Origin of the sequence: Variovorax sp. efr-133-TYG-130, assembly GCF_030208835.1 — a bacterium.
GTDB lineage: Bacteria > Pseudomonadota > Gammaproteobacteria > Burkholderiales > Burkholderiaceae_C > Variovorax.
In genome coordinates, this window is sequence record NZ_JARVTD010000057.1 from 1 (window position 1) to 13,595 (window position 13,595).

Annotated in this window: 10 protein-coding genes; 7 read left to right on the forward strand and 3 right to left on the reverse strand. The window is 68.6% G+C overall.

What is annotated here, in order from left to right; translation table 11 throughout:
• Positions 1 to 90: 90 nt before the first annotated feature.
• Both QRN67_RS32815 and QRN67_RS32820 read right to left on the reverse strand, forming a co-directional pair.
• A complete protein-coding gene (locus tag QRN67_RS32815) occupies positions 91 to 1,353 on the reverse strand; it encodes a branched-chain amino acid ABC transporter substrate-binding protein (protein WP_106936661.1) in 1,263 nt (420 codons plus the stop codon).
• A 25-nt stretch (positions 1,354 to 1,378) separates the two neighbouring features.
• On the reverse strand, positions 1,379 to 2,071 hold the full coding sequence (locus tag QRN67_RS32820; protein WP_106936662.1) for a TetR/AcrR family transcriptional regulator: 693 nt from the start codon (positions 2,069 to 2,071) through the stop codon (positions 1,379 to 1,381).
• An 85-nt stretch (positions 2,072 to 2,156) separates the two neighbouring features.
• On the opposite strand from QRN67_RS32820, the gene QRN67_RS32825 reads away from it, so the two are divergent.
• From QRN67_RS32825 to QRN67_RS32840, 4 genes are all read left to right on the forward strand, one after another.
• Positions 2,157 to 3,770, forward strand: a complete 1,614-nt coding sequence (locus QRN67_RS32825) for an AMP-binding protein (RefSeq protein WP_285415227.1) — start codon at positions 2,157 to 2,159, stop codon at positions 3,768 to 3,770.
• Positions 3,771 to 3,783: 13 nt separating this feature from the next.
• Positions 3,784 to 7,077: a carboxyl transferase domain-containing protein gene (locus QRN67_RS32830; protein WP_285415256.1), complete on the forward strand. Its 3,294-nt coding sequence runs from the start codon at positions 3,784 to 3,786 to the stop codon at positions 7,075 to 7,077.
• 122 nt (positions 7,078 to 7,199) lie between these two features.
• Positions 7,200 to 8,465 carry an SGNH/GDSL hydrolase family protein gene (locus QRN67_RS32835; RefSeq protein WP_234382291.1) on the forward strand — a complete coding sequence of 422 codons (1,266 nt, stop codon included), beginning with the start codon at positions 7,200 to 7,202 and terminating at the stop codon, positions 8,463 to 8,465.
• A gap of 125 nt (positions 8,466 to 8,590) precedes the next feature.
• Positions 8,591 to 8,965 carry a YXWGXW repeat-containing protein gene (locus tag QRN67_RS32840; RefSeq protein WP_081269814.1) on the forward strand — a complete coding sequence of 125 codons (375 nt, stop codon included), beginning with the start codon at positions 8,591 to 8,593 and terminating at the stop codon, positions 8,963 to 8,965.
• A 1-nt stretch (position 8,966) separates the two neighbouring features.
• On the opposite strand, the gene purU is transcribed toward QRN67_RS32840, so the two are convergent.
• The gene (gene purU, locus QRN67_RS32845) at positions 8,967 to 9,833 is read right to left on the reverse strand and encodes a formyltetrahydrofolate deformylase (RefSeq protein WP_081269815.1); all 867 of its coding nucleotides are present in this window, start codon (positions 9,831 to 9,833) and stop codon (positions 8,967 to 8,969) included.
• Positions 9,834 to 9,903: 70 nt separating this feature from the next.
• Between purU and aptA the strand changes: the two genes are divergently transcribed.
• The 3 genes from aptA (at position 9,904) to QRN67_RS32860 (ending at position 13,508) form a co-directional block, all read left to right on the forward strand.
• Positions 9,904 to 11,238 (forward strand): omega-aminotransferase AptA, encoded by a 1,335-nt coding sequence (gene aptA, locus QRN67_RS32850; protein ID WP_081269816.1) that lies wholly within the window; start codon positions 9,904 to 9,906, stop codon positions 11,236 to 11,238.
• 276 nt (positions 11,239 to 11,514) lie between these two features.
• Positions 11,515 to 12,096: a hypothetical protein gene (locus QRN67_RS32855; protein ID WP_285415231.1), complete on the forward strand. Its 582-nt coding sequence runs from the start codon at positions 11,515 to 11,517 to the stop codon at positions 12,094 to 12,096.
• A 17-nt stretch (positions 12,097 to 12,113) separates the two neighbouring features.
• Entirely contained in the window at positions 12,114 to 13,508 is a 1,395-nt protein-coding gene (locus QRN67_RS32860) for a CsgG/HfaB family protein (RefSeq protein WP_285415233.1), read from the forward strand.
• Positions 13,509 to 13,595 lie beyond the last annotated feature (87 nt).

A 13,595-nucleotide genomic window follows, 5' to 3' on the forward strand; every position in this document is an offset into this window, starting at 1 on the left:
GGAGGAGGGGCGCAGCCCCGGGGGACATTCGCGGAGGGGAGTACCCGGTGGCCTGCGCACACGCCCTGAACCTCACGCCCCTGGGAAGAATCAGGGCCGAACCATCTTGCACTCAGTACCCTGAGCCAGCTCGTTCCCGGTATAGACCGCGTCAGTTCGGAATCCGTAGTTCGTGCCCTCCCAGCCCACCTTCACGGTCTTGCCGTCCACCGGCGCAATGGTGTTCACCACCTGCGGCAGCAGCAACTGATGGTCTTCGCCACGCATGCGCACCGGTCCCACCACCGAATCGAAAGTCAGGTCTTCGAGTGCATGCGCCACCTTCACCGTGTCCGTGGAGCCTGCCTTGTTGATGGCCGCGGCCAGCAGGCGCGGCGTCATGTCGATGCGCGGCGCCAGGAAGTCCTTGCCCGTCTTGGCCTTGTAGGCCTTGGCCAGCGCGTCCACCTTCGGCGTGTCGGCCTCGCCCGGATGCCATTCGGCCACCCACGTCAGCTGCCCCAGCTTCGCCTGCGACACCGCGGTCACCGTGCCCGGCACCGAACCCGCGCTGTGGTTGAAGTAACGCAGGTTGTAGCCCGCGTCGCCCGCGGCCTTCAGCAGCAGCGTCATGTCCTGGCCCCAGTTGCCGGTGATGACCGAGTCGGCTCCGCTCTGCTTCACGTTGGCGATGTACGGCGCGAAGTCCTTCACCCGGCCGATGGGGTGCAGCGTCTCGCCGACGAACTGGATGTCGGGCCGCGCGAGGCCCACCATCTGGCGGCCATAGCTGGCCCACTGCTTGCCGTGCGCATAGTCCTGGTTCAGCAGATAGACCTTCTTCACATCGGGCGTCTTCTTGATGTAGTTGGCCAGCGCCTTCATCTTCATCGCCGTGTTCGCCTCGGTCTGGAAGTGCCAGAAGCTGCAGGCCTTGCCCGTCATCTCCGGGTCGATGGAGGAATGGTTCAGCACGATCAGTTCCTTGCCCGGGTTGCGCTGGTTCCAGCGCGCCACCGACTGCACCAGCGCCGTGACCACCGACGAGCCCGAGCCGCCTGTCACGATCGCCTTCGCACCCTGGTCGATGGCCGCCTGCAGCGCGCTCTGGCTTTCCTGCGCCGACAGCTTGCTGTCGAACTGCAGCAGCTGCAGCTTCGTGCCGCCGAGCACGCCGCCCTTGGCGTTGATGTCCTCGATGGCGTACTGCGTGTGCATCAGCATCAGCTCGCCGACATTGGCGAAGGGGCCCGAGAGCGGGTCGATGTAGGCGATCTTGTAGGTCTGCTGCTGCTGTTGGGCATGCGCGGCGCCCGCGATGCAAAGCACAGAGGCAAGGGCGATCCGCGCCAATGGCGCACGGTTGAACTTCATGGTCTGTCTCCGGAGGTTGTTGTCGTCAGGTCTTCGTTCGCAGCCCGATCACGCGGCTGGCCAGCCTGGTGAGCTCGGCCACCACCTCGTCGGGCGACAGGCGTCCGCCCGGCCGGTACCAGCTGTACAGGAAGCCCGGCAGGCTGCAGGCGGCGAGCGCGGTGATCTTGGTCTCGGTGAAGTCGAGGTCGCCGTCGCGCCGCGCTTCTTCGAGCAGCGGGCACAGCAGGTCGTAGAAGTGATGCGCCAGCCTCTTCTGCGCGGCGAGGTATTCGGGCCGGTACACCTGCGGCTCGCGGTAGGCGAAGAAGGCGGCCGGGTGATGCGTGATGGTCGCGCGGATCAGCCGCTCGATGCCTTCGAGCACCTTCTCGCTGGCGCGTCGCGGGTCGGTGGCCGCGAAGTCGAGCGCGGTGAAGCAGTCGACCGCCGGGGCCCACGAGAGCGTCTCGAAGATTTCCTGCTTGTCGCGGAAGTAGTAGTACACGAAAGGCTTCGTCACGCCCAGCGCGCGAACGATCTGCGCCATGGTCGTGTTGGCGTAGCCCTGCGCCGCGAACAGCTGCGCCGCCGCCTGCAGGATGCGCTCGCGCTGCAGGTCGGTGCCTTGCGTGGCGGCGCGCTGCCGGCCGGTGCCCTGCGGCAGGTGCGGCTGCGTGGTCGTTGTCTCGCTCTGGTCTCCAGAGGGTTTTTGCCGTGTCGCGGAAGTTATACCCATGGGTAGGATTGTTCGTGCACCATGCGGCATTGGCAAGCGCCCGCCCTGCATGGGCGGCTATCGATAACCCTGAGAAAGTGACGCCATGGAGACATTGCCCGACCGCCCCCAGCAGCCCCTGCACGAATACCTGCGCACCCACGCGCGCGAGCGCGGCGCGAGCCCCGCGTGCATCTGGTACGGCCACGCCATGAGCTGGGCCGAGCTCGACCGCGCGAGCGACGCCTTCGCGGCGCGGCTGCAGGCCCTGGGCGTGAAGCAGGGCGAGCCGGTTGTGCTGTTCCTCAACAACTGCCCGCAGTACCTGGTGGCGCACTTCGGCATCCAGAAGATCGGCGCCATCGTCTGCCCGAGCGGCCCGCTCAACAAGGAGCACGAGCTGGCCTACCAGGTCAACGACCTGAAGGCGCGGGTGATCGTCGCGGCCGCGCCGTTGCTGCCGGTGGTGCGCAAGGTGCAGCCTGAAAGCGCGCTCGAACATGTGTTCGTGGTGCACTACGCCGACCTGCTGCCCGCGCAGCCCTCGCTCGACCTGCCGGCCGAACTGGCCGCCGAGCACGACGCAGCGCGCACCGTGCCCGAGGGCTGCGAAGACTTCCTCGCCGTGATGAAAGCCGATGCCAGGCCGCAGCCCGTGGCCATCGACATGGACGACGTGGCGCTCATGACCTACACCTCGGGCACGACCGGCCTGCCGAAGGGCGCGATGCTCACTTACGCCAACGCGCTCTTCAAGACGCGCGCGGCGGCCGACTGCAACGGCGTGGGGCCGGCCGACGTGCTGCTGTCCATCGCGCCGCTGTATCACATCGCCGGCATGCTGATGGGCGTGAACGTGCCGGTGCTCAGCGGCGCGGCCTCGGTGCTGCTGCACCGCTTCGACCCGCGCACCGTGCTGCAGGCCATCGCCGCGTACAAGGTGAGCTGGTGGTACAGCATCGCGCCGATGAACGTGGCCTGCATGCAGGTGCCGGACATCGCGGCCTTCGACCTGGGCAGCCTGAAGATGAACCCGGTAACCAGCTTCGGCATCACCTTCACCGAGCCGCTCGCGCAGCAGTGGCGCTCGCATGCGCCCAACTGCACCTCGTTCGAAGCCGCCTACGGCCTGAGCGAGACCCACACCTGCGACACCTACACGCCGCACCATGCGCCGCGCTGGGGTACACAGGGCATCGCGGTGCCGGGCGTGACCATCCGCATCATCGACACCGAGACCCAGGCCGACATGCCGGTGGGCGAGGTCGGCGAGATCGTGCTGACCAGCAAGGGCTCGTTCAAGGGCTACTGGAACAAGCCCGAGGCCACCGCCGCCACGCTGCGCAACGGCTGGGTGCACACTGGCGACATGGGCAAGCTCGACGCCGACGGCTACCTCACCTTCATCGGCCGCTTCAAGGAAATGATCAAGGTCTCGGGCTACAGCGTGTTCCCGGAAGAGGTCGAGACCATTCTCATCAAGCATCCGGCGGTGGCGCAGGCGGCGGTCATCGCGCAGCCCGATGCGGAGAAGGGCGAGGTCGTGAAGGCCTTCATCGTGCGCAAGCCCGGCGCCGCGCTGGAGGCCGACGCGCTCGTGGCCTGGGCGCGCGACAACATGGCGAGCTACAAGGCGCCGCGCGCCGTGAGCTTCATCGACGCACTGCCGACCACCGGCGCCGGCAAGGTGCTGCGCCGGCTGCTCAAAGACAAAAGCTGAGAGGTTCCGTTTGCTGTTTTCCAAAGTTCTGATTGCCAACCGCGGCGAGATCGCCGTGCGGCTGGTGCGCGCGCTGCACGACCTGGACATCGCCAGCGTGGCGGTGCATGCGCGCGACGACGCGGCGGCGCTGCACGCGCAACTGGCCGACGTGGCGGTGGCGCTCGATGCCACCGGGCCCGCCGCCTATCTCGATGTCGCGGCGCTGATCGCGGTGGCGAAGGCGCAGGGTTGCGATGCGGTGCATCCCGGCTACGGCTTCCTCAGCGAGCGCGCCGACTTCGCACAGGCCTGCGCGGACGCCGGCCTGGTCTTCATCGGCCCCACGCCGGAGCAGCTGGGCCTGTTCGGCGACAAGGCACGCGCGCGCGCGCTGGCCACGCAATGCGATGTGCCGGTGATGCCCGGCAGCGCCGGCGCCGTGACGCTCGCGCAGGCGCAGGCCTTCTTCGCCGAGCAGCATGCGCAGGGCGCTGGCGTGATGGTCAAGGCCATCGGCGGCGGCGGCGGCCGCGGCATGCGCGCGGTGCTCGACGCGCAGGAGCTGCCGCAGGCGCACGCGCGCTGCATGTCGGAGGCCAAGGCCGCCTTCGGCATCGAGGGCGTGTATGTGGAGCGGCTGATGCGCAACGCGCGGCACATCGAGGTGCAGGTGCTGGGCGACGGCAAGGCCGTGGCCAGCCTCGGCGAGCGCGAATGCACGCTGCAGCGGCGCTTCCAGAAGCTGGTGGAAATCGCGCCCAGCCCTTCGCTGCCCGAAGCCTTGCGCGCACAGGTCACGCAGGCCGCGTTGCGCATGGCCAGGACGGTGGGCTATCGCGGGCTCGGCACCTTCGAATTTCTGGTCGACATGGAATCGTCGACGCTGCCCTTCGTCTTCATCGAGGCCAATCCGCGCCTGCAGGTCGAGCACACGGTGACGGAGGCGGTCACGGGGCTGGACCTCGTGCAACTGCAGATTTCGGTGGCGGCGGGCGAGCCGCTCGGCGCACTGGGCGTGGAGGCCGATCGCACGGCGCCGCAGCGCGGTTTTGCGGTGCAGTGGCGCATCAATGCGGAGACGCTCGATGCGCAGGGCAATGCGCGGCCTTCCGGCGGCACGCTGGCTCGCTTCGACCTGCCCGCGGGACCGGGCGTGCGCGTCGACACGCACGGCTACGCAGGGCTCGCGCCTTCGCCGCACTACGACACGCTGCTCGCGAAGCTGATCGTGCATTCGCCGTCGCCGCGATTCGCGGATGCGCTGCGGCGCTCGCTGCGCGCGCTGGACGAATGCCACATCGAGGGCATCGCCACCAACCTGTCGCTGTTGCGTGCCATTGCCGCGCGCCCCGAGTTCGCGACGCAGGCGGTGCACACACGTTTCGTCGAGGCGCACCTGGGCGATCTGCTTGCCGCTTCGGCGTTGCTTGAGAAGAAGGCAAGGAAGACCGCTGCCGCGCCTGCAGCCGAAGCCGCCATCGCGGACGACGGTTCGGACGAACTCACGGTGAAGGCGCCGATGCCCGCGCGCCTCGTGCAGTTCGAAGTCGCCGTGGGCGACGTGCTGCCGGCTGGCGCGCAGCTCGGCGTGCTCGAAGCGATGAAGATGGAGCATCTGCTGCACGCGCCCATGGCGGGCCGCGTGGTCGCGTTGCTGGCCGCGCCAGGCGACTACCTCGTCGAAGGCCAGTCGCTGGTGCAGCTCGAAGCCGTCGATGCGCAGGCCGTGGAAGCCGAGGCGCGCGCCGAGCACGATCTCGATGCCATCCGCCCCGACCTGCAGAAGGTCATCGACCGCCATGCGCCCACGCTGGACGTCAACCGCCAGGCCGCAGTCGGCAAGCGCCATGCGCAGGGCGGCCGCACCGCGCGCGAGAACATCGCGGACCTGTGCGACACCGCGTCCGACCCCGGCAACTTCATCGAGTACGGCGCGCTCGCCATCGCCGCGCAGACGCGCCGCCGCACGCTGGAAGACCTGATCGCCAACACGCCGGCCGACGGCATGGTCACCGGCCTGGGCAGCGTCAACGCGAAGCAGTTCGGCGCCGAGGCATCGCGCTGCGCGGTGCTGGCCTACGACTACACCGTGCTGGCCGGCACGCAGGGCATGCGCAATCACCACAAGACCGACCGGCTGCTGGCGGTGGCGCACCAGCTGAAGCTGCCGGTCGTGCTGTTCGCCGAAGGCGGCGGCGGGCGCCCGGGCGACACCGACATGCCGATCGTGGCCGGCCTGAACAACCACACCTTCAGCCAGTTCGCGGCGCTGTCGGGCAAGGTGCCGGTGGTCGGCATCGTGCATGGCCGCTGCTTCGCGGGCAACGCGGCGCTGCTGGGCTGTGCCGACGTGATCATCGCCACCAGGGGCAGCAACATCGGCATGAGCGGCCCCGCCATGATCGAAGGCGGCGGTCTCGGTACCTTCGCGCCCGAGCAGATCGGGCCGAGCAGCGTGCAGTCGCGCAATGGCGTGATCGACATCCTGGTGGACGACGAGGCGGCGGCCGTGGCGGCGGCGAAGCAATATCTCTCGTACTTCCAGGGCCCGACCTCCGACTGGCAGTGCGCCGACCCGCGCACGCTGCGCCACGTGGTGCCCGAGAACCGCCTGCGCGTGTACGACGTGCGCGCCGCCATGCGCGGCGTGGCCGACACCGGCTCGCTGCTCGAACTGCGCGCGGGTTTCGGCGCCGGTGTGGTCACCGCGCTGGCACGCATCGAGGGCAGGCCGGTGGGCCTGATGGCCAACAACCCGCATCACCTGGGCGGCGCGATCGACGTCGAGGCGGCCGACAAGTCCGCGCGCTTCATGCAGTTGTGCAATGCGCACGGGCTTCCGATTGTTTCGTTGTGCGACACGCCCGGCTTCATGGTCGGCCCCGAAATCGAGGCGCAGGCGCAGGTGCGGCACGTGTGCCGCATGTTCATGGTGGCCTCGCATCTGCGCGTGCCGTTCTTCGCGGTGGTACTGCGCAAGGGCTACGGCCTGGGCGCGCAGGCGATGACGGCGGGCGGCTTCGACGCGCCGGTCTTCACCGTGGCCTGGCCGACCGGCGAGTTCGGCGCAATGGGGCTGGAAGGCGCCGTGCGGCTGGGTTTCCGCAAGGAACTGGCCGCCGTGCCGGAAGGCGACGAGCGCGACGCGCTGTTCAAGAAGCTCGTGGCGCAGCAGTACGCCAACGGCGAGGCGATCCACATGGCGCAGACACTGGAGATCGACGCGGTGATCGATCCGGCGGACACGCGCACCTGGCTGGTGCGCGGGCTGGATTCGGCCGCGGGCCGCCACGAAGCCGTCTCGCCCTACGTGGACACCTGGTAACCGCGCGCTAGACCTCGTAACGACCGGGGTAAAGCCGGCTCCGTAAACTGGGCGGCTTTGCGCGCATGGAATTGATTTCACGTTGGCGGGCCCGGTTCTGCGCGGGCGCCGCAACGCATTGGATGGTCGCATGGCTCCTTGCCGCGGTGGGTGCCGGCGTGTGGGCATTGCCATCCGCCGGCCAGCCGCCCCGGCAGCCCGCCGAGGCCCATTGGGTCGCCAGCTGGGCGGCGGCGCCCATGGAGTTCAGCGAGCTCATGGCGAATCCCACCACCGCACCGCTGGCAGGGCCCGGCAAGCATGTGTTTCGCGGCCAGACGCTGCGCCAGCTGGTGCAGCCCGCGCTCGACGGAAGCCGCGTGCGCGTGCGCTTCTCCAACCGCTTCGGCAAGGCGCCGCTGCGCATCGCCGCGGCGAGCGTGGGGCTGGTCACGGGCGGGAACGCGGTGTCTCCGGCCACGCTGGGCCCGCTGCGCTTCGGCGGCCGCGGCAGCCTCACCATCGCGCCGGGCGCGGACGCCTGGAGCGACGGCATCGACCTGAAGGCCGAGGCCGGCCAGACCCTGGCGGTGAGCACCTACCTCGACCAGCCGACGCCCTTCGCGACCATCCACCAGAACGGCCAGGGCACGAGCTGGGTCGTCCCTGGCAACGCCACCGGGACGGCCAAACTGCAAGGCGCGGCGCCGCTGGCGCTCAATCACATCGTGACCGGCCTCGACGTGATGACGAGCCAGCCGGCGCGCATCGTGGTGGCCTTCGGCGACTCCATCACGGCGGGCGGCAACGACGCCAGCGGCGGTTCCTACCCCGTCATGCTGGCCACGCGGCTGCGCGACAGCCCGCAGGTGCCGGCTGGGCTGTCGGTGATCAACATGGGCATCGGCGGCAACCGGCTGCTGCTCGACAGCTCGGGGCCCAGCGGCATGTCGCGCTTTGCGAAGGACGTGCTGGCGCAAAGCGGCGTGACGCACGTGATCGTGCTGATGGGCACCAACGACATCGGCCGCGCAGCGTTCGCCGGCGTGCCCGGGTTCCCGCACATCGCGTCAGAGGCGCCCACTGCCGAACGCATCACCGAAGGCCTCGAGCAGCTGATCAAGCAGGCGCGCGCCAAGGGCGTGAAGCTGATGATCGGCACCGTGCCGCCGTTCCGGAACACGCCCTACTGGACGCAGGCGACCGAGGCCATGCGCGGCGCGGTCAACACCTGGATCCGCGGCCGGCAGGACGTGGACGGCGTGATCGATTTCGACGCCGTCCTGCGCGACCCCGCCGATCCGCTCGCGCTGAACCCGAAGTACGACAGCGGCGACCACCTGCACCCGAACAAGGCCGGGCATGCGGCGATGGCTTCGGCCGTCGACCTGAAGGAACTGATGGAGTGAATGTGCGCGATTGCCCCGGGAGAATCGCGAAACAGCTCTACATAAGACTTCGTGTCCCGCTTACAGGCGGTTCACATGAGCCCGGCAGCATGAAGGCTCTTCCAACTACTCATGAGGAGTCCTTCATGAAAAAAATCGCATTGGCTCTTTCCATCGGTACGGCTTCGCTTCTGTCCGTGGGCGCTCTGACCGTTCCCACCGCCGCGCAGGCGCAACCCGTGGTCACCGTCCAGGTGGCGCCGCCTCCGCCGCGCTTCGAGCGCGTGCCGCCGCCGCGCCGCGGTTTCGTCTGGGCGCCGGGGCACTATGAATGGCGTGGCGGCCGCCATGTGTGGGTGCGCGGCAACTGGGTGCGCGCCCGTCCGGGCTATGCGTACCGTGCGCCTGAATGGCGCCAGGACGGCGGCCGCTGGGTGTACAACGCCGGCCGCTGGGACCGCGACGGCGACGGGGTGCCCAACCGCTACGACCGCCGCCCGAACAACCCCTACAGGAACTGACCTAGCGGAAGACGACGGTGCGGTGGCCGTTCAGCAGCACCCGGTGCTCGCTGTGCCACTTCACCGCGCGGGCCAGCACCTGGCTCTCGGTGTCGCGGCCGCGCGCCGTCAGGTCTTCCACGGTGTCGGTGTGGTCGGCGCGGGCCACGTCCTGCTCGATGATCGGGCCTTCGTCCAGGTCGGCCGTCACGTAGTGGGCGGTGGCGCCGATCAGCTTCACGCCGCGGTCGTGCGCCTGGTAGTAGGGCTTGGCGCCCTTGAAGCTGGGCAGGAACGAATGGTGGATGTTGATCGCGCGGCCGGCCAGGCTGCGGCACAGGTCGTTGCTCAGGATCTGCATGTAGCGCGCCAGCACCACCAGCTCGGCGCCCTCGGACTCGATGATTTCCAGCTGCTTCGCCTCGGCCTGGGCCTTGGTGGCGGCCGTCACCGGGATGTGGTGGAACGGCACGTTGTAGCTGGCGGCCAGCTGGTAGAAGTCGCGGTGGTTCGAGATGATGGCGCGCACGTCGATGGCGAGCAGGCCGCTCTTCCAGCGGAACAGCAGGTCGTTGAGGCAGTGGCCTTCCTTGCTGACCAGCAGCACGGTCTTCATCGGCTCGGCGGCGGCGTGCAGCTGCAGCGTCATGCCGAAGCCGGCGGCGAAGGTCTTCAGCTCTTCGCGCAGCGTGGCTTCGCTGTGGTCGCCGCAGGCGAAGCGCACGCGCATGAAGAACAGGCCGGTGCCGTGGTCGTTGTACTGGGCTGCCTCTTCGATGTTGGCGCCACGCTCGAGCAGAAAGCCCGAGACGGCGTGCACGATGCCTGTCCGGTCGGGGCAGGAGAGGTTCAGGATGTAGGCGGGCGAGGTAGGCGTAGAGGTCGTCATCTGGGTGGAATTGTCGCAGGGGTGCCAGAATCGCGATTTTCCCCGACCCCATAACCCGCAGGAGCGAGACATGGCCTTCCAGGACTTCAACATGGACAACCAGTGGTTGCCCTTCACCCCCAACCGTCATTTCCGCAAGGATCCGCGCGTTTTCGTGGCGGCCGACGGCATGGAATTCACCACCCACGACGGCAAGAAAGTGATCGACGGCATCTCGTCGCTGTGGTGCGTGGGCGCGGGCCACAACAGGAAGCCGATCAACGAGGCGATCAAGAAGCAGCTCGACACGCTCGACTACGCCACCGCCTTCCAGGTCAGCAACGACAGGGCCTTCAAGGCGGCCGAGATGATCGCCTCGCTGGCGCCCGGCGACCTCAACAAGGTGCTGTTCTGCAACTCTGGCTCCGAAGCCGCCGACACCTCCATGAAGGTGGCGCTGGCCTACCACCGCGCGCGCGGCGAAGGCCACCGCAACGTGTTCATCGGCCGCGAGAAGGGCTACCACGGCGTGGGCTTCGGCGGCATGTCGGTGGGCGGCATCCCGGGCAACCGCAAGGTGTTCGGCTCGGCCTTCCTGCCGCGGGTGGACCACATGCGCTTCATCCATGATCCGGTGAACCATGCCTACATCCACAACGAGGAGCCGGTGTGGGCCGAAGACCCGCTGGTCGAGCTCGAGACCCGCATCCTGCCGCTGCACGACCCGAGCAACGTGGCCGCGATCATCGTGGAGCCCGTGGCCGGTTCGGCCGGCTGGTACCTGCCGCCCAAGGGCTACCTCCAGCGCCTGCGCGAGATCTGCGACAAGCACGGCATCCTGCTGATCTTCGACGAGGTCATCACCGGCTTCGGCCGCATGGGCACCAACTTCGCGTCCGACTATTTCGGCGTGGTGCCCGACATGCTGAACTTCGCCAAGTGCGTGACCAACGGCGTCATCCCGCTGGGCGGCGTGATCTGCCGCGACAAGCTCTACGACGCGATGATGAAGACCGACGCGCCCGAGCACGTGGTCGAGTTCTTCCACGGCTATACCTACTCGGGCCACCCGGTGGCCTGCGCCGCGGCCATCGCCACGCTCGACCTGTTCAAGCAGGAGAACCTGTTCGCGCGCGCAGGCGAAATGGGCAAGGTGCTGGGCGATGCCTTCCACAGCACATTCAAGGGCCTGCCGAACGTCATCAGCATCCGCAGCCTCGGCCTGGCCGCGGCGGTGGAGCTGGCGCCCATCGCGGGCACGCCGGGCAAGCGCGCCTATGAAATCTTCCTGGACTGCTTCCACAAGGGCGCGCTGGTGCGCCCCGCCGGCGACGTGCTGGTGATCGCGCCGCCGTACATCGTGGAGAAGTCGCACATCGACACGCTCGTGAACACGCTCGCGGACTCGATCAAGGCTCACGCCTGAGGTCTGCCCGCACACGCCGCCGCGGCACCGCGGCGGCGTGACCTCCTCGCTGGCCACCCGTCCTCTTCCTTCGCGGCAACACCCGCGATGCACACGAAGAACCCACGGATAACGGTGGCCGGCAGCACCGGCGAAGGCATGGGTTTGTTCCCGCCACTTCTACCGGTTCTCGGGATACCGGCTGTTTCCTGCCGTCCCTAGCATCCCTCCTCGCAGAACGCCGACCGCGAATCCAATGACGGATTCAAGGCGTGCGAATTCCAGAGAGGAGCAGTCATGCAGCGCGTCTTTTTCCATGCCGGTCTCGTCGAGGCCGGCTGTCGCCGCCGTCGGGTCCCGAGGCTGATCGCACTGGCGTTCGCGGCCTGCGGCTGCGCGTCTTCTTCCATGGCGCTGGCCAACAACGTCGGCGAGAACGCCGCGTGGCAATTCCAGTCGAGCGCCGACAAGGTCAACCAGGCCGCGGTGCAGGACATGATCCGCAAGCAGAAGAGCGGCTACTACGCCGCTCCGGTCTACAACACGACCATCGGCCGGCAATACAACTGCAACGTCTCGGCCACCTCGACCGGCAACGACGGCAACAACAGCACGGTTGCGAATTCGCCGTCGAACGCGGGCGCGAATTCGAGTGCCTTGGGCAACGACAGCCGCACCGGCGTGGGCACGCTCGGCGGCGCGACGGTGGGCACCTCGCAGGCCAACAGCGGCGCGGTGGGCTCGGCCGTCGTCGGCGGCACCAGCACGCAGGTGCAGGGCGCGGCCAACCAGGCGCTGAACTCGGCACAGGGCAACGCCGGCGCGCAGACCGCCAGCGTGGGCGGCAGCTCGGCATGCGCGTTCGGGGTGCTCAATTGAAAACCGGGGCACGCGACATGCACACCACCAGAACATTCGCACTCGCCGCGATCGCGGCCGTGGCGCTCGCCGGTTGCGTCTCTGCACCGCAGCAGCGCTTTGCGCCCAACGAGGCGCCCGTGGTGCTCGGCCCCGCCGTGCGCGACAACGTCACGCCGATGGAGGCCGTGCTCGCCTGCTACGCCGACCACATCGCGGCCACGCGCCGCCCGCCCATCGTGGTGGGCGTGGGCGACGTGAAGGACTACACCGGCAAGTACAGCATCAACGAAGGCAATGCCATCACGCAGGGCGGCGCGCTGATGGTGTATTCGGCGCTCGGCAAGCTCGGCGGCGCCGTGAGCATCGCGGAGCGCTTCGACCCGGTGATCGCCGAGCGCGAGCTCGCGTACGCAGACCGCCGCCAGCTCGGCGACGGCCGCACGCACCAGCTCGGCGGACCCAACGGCGCTCAGACCGTGCCGTGGATGCCGTACTTCGGCGGCACCATCAACAAGTCCGACTACTTCATCGTCGGCGGCATCACCGAGCTCAACTACAACATCAACTCGGGCGGCGCCGAGTTCGCGGTGAACCAGGTGGGCGTGAAGGCGCGCACCTTCAGCCAGTCGGTGAGCGTGGACCTGCGCATCGTCGACACCAAGTCGCTGATGGTGGTGCGCACGGTGAGCCTCACCAAGCAGTTCAACGGCTATGAAGTGGGCCTGAACGTGTTCCGCTTCTTCGGCAGCAAGCTGTACGACGTGGACATCGGCGCCAAGGGGCAGGAGCCGGTGCAGATGGGCGTGCGCGCCGCGCTCGAAGAAGGCGTGGTGCGGCTCATGGCGGCCGTCACGCAGGTCGACCACCGGCCCTGCATGACGATGCGCCCGGGCGGCGGCGAAGCCATCCCGCTCACGCCCGCCGCCGATCTGCGCAAGGTCGACAACCCGGGCGATGCCACTGTGGGCGGCGCGGCCGTCGCTTCGTCGGTGGTGCAGGGCGGCGTGGCCGTCAACGCGGGCGGCCCTGGCGGCGCCCGCCTCACCGGCACGGCCACGCAGGTGGCGTTCGACTTCGGCGCGACCACGCTCGGCGGCAGCTCGCTCGCGCTGATCGACCAGATCGCGGGCCTGGCCAAGAAGGGCGCGACCGACATCGTGCTGGTGGCGCGCGACACCGAGAACTGGGACGCCCGCAAGCGCGACGAACTGACCGACCAGCGCATTGCCGCCGTCACTTCGGCGCTGGCCAACCGCGGCGTGGCGCCGGGCGCCATCAGCGTCACCTGGCGGCCCGATGCGGCCGACACATCGATCCACCGCGACGGCCCGGGGCTGCAGGAGATCGCCAAGCTGCGCATCGGCAGCGTGGCGGTCGGCAGCGCGACGCCGCGCGCTTCCGCCGACGACGGCGCCACGAAGGGCGACTGAAGACCACTTCATCCAGAGCGACCGACCGCGCCTTGCAGCGCACAGCCTCCCATCCGTTTTTTTCCAGCCGAGCCAGAACGCTTCCAA

Coding starts and splice junctions, on each gene's coding strand:
- QRN67_RS32860 (WP_285415233.1), top strand. CDS start 12,114: ATGCACACCACCAGAACATTCGCACTCGCCGCGATCGCGGCCGTGGCG.
- QRN67_RS32840 (WP_081269814.1), top strand. CDS start 8,591: ATGAAAAAAATCGCATTGGCTCTTTCCATCGGTACGGCTTCGCTTCTG.
- QRN67_RS32815 (WP_106936661.1), bottom strand. CDS start 1,353: ATGAAGTTCAACCGTGCGCCATTGGCGCGGATCGCCCTTGCCTCTGTG.
- QRN67_RS32825 (WP_285415227.1), top strand. CDS start 2,157: ATGGAGACATTGCCCGACCGCCCCCAGCAGCCCCTGCACGAATACCTG.
- QRN67_RS32855 (WP_285415231.1), top strand. CDS start 11,515: ATGCAGCGCGTCTTTTTCCATGCCGGTCTCGTCGAGGCCGGCTGTCGC.
- QRN67_RS32820 (WP_106936662.1), bottom strand. CDS start 2,071: ATGGGTATAACTTCCGCGACACGGCAAAAACCCTCTGGAGACCAGAGC.
- purU (WP_081269815.1), bottom strand. CDS start 9,833: ATGACGACCTCTACGCCTACCTCGCCCGCCTACATCCTGAACCTCTCC.
- aptA (WP_081269816.1), top strand. CDS start 9,904: ATGGCCTTCCAGGACTTCAACATGGACAACCAGTGGTTGCCCTTCACC.
- QRN67_RS32835 (WP_234382291.1), top strand. CDS start 7,200: ATGGTCGCATGGCTCCTTGCCGCGGTGGGTGCCGGCGTGTGGGCATTG.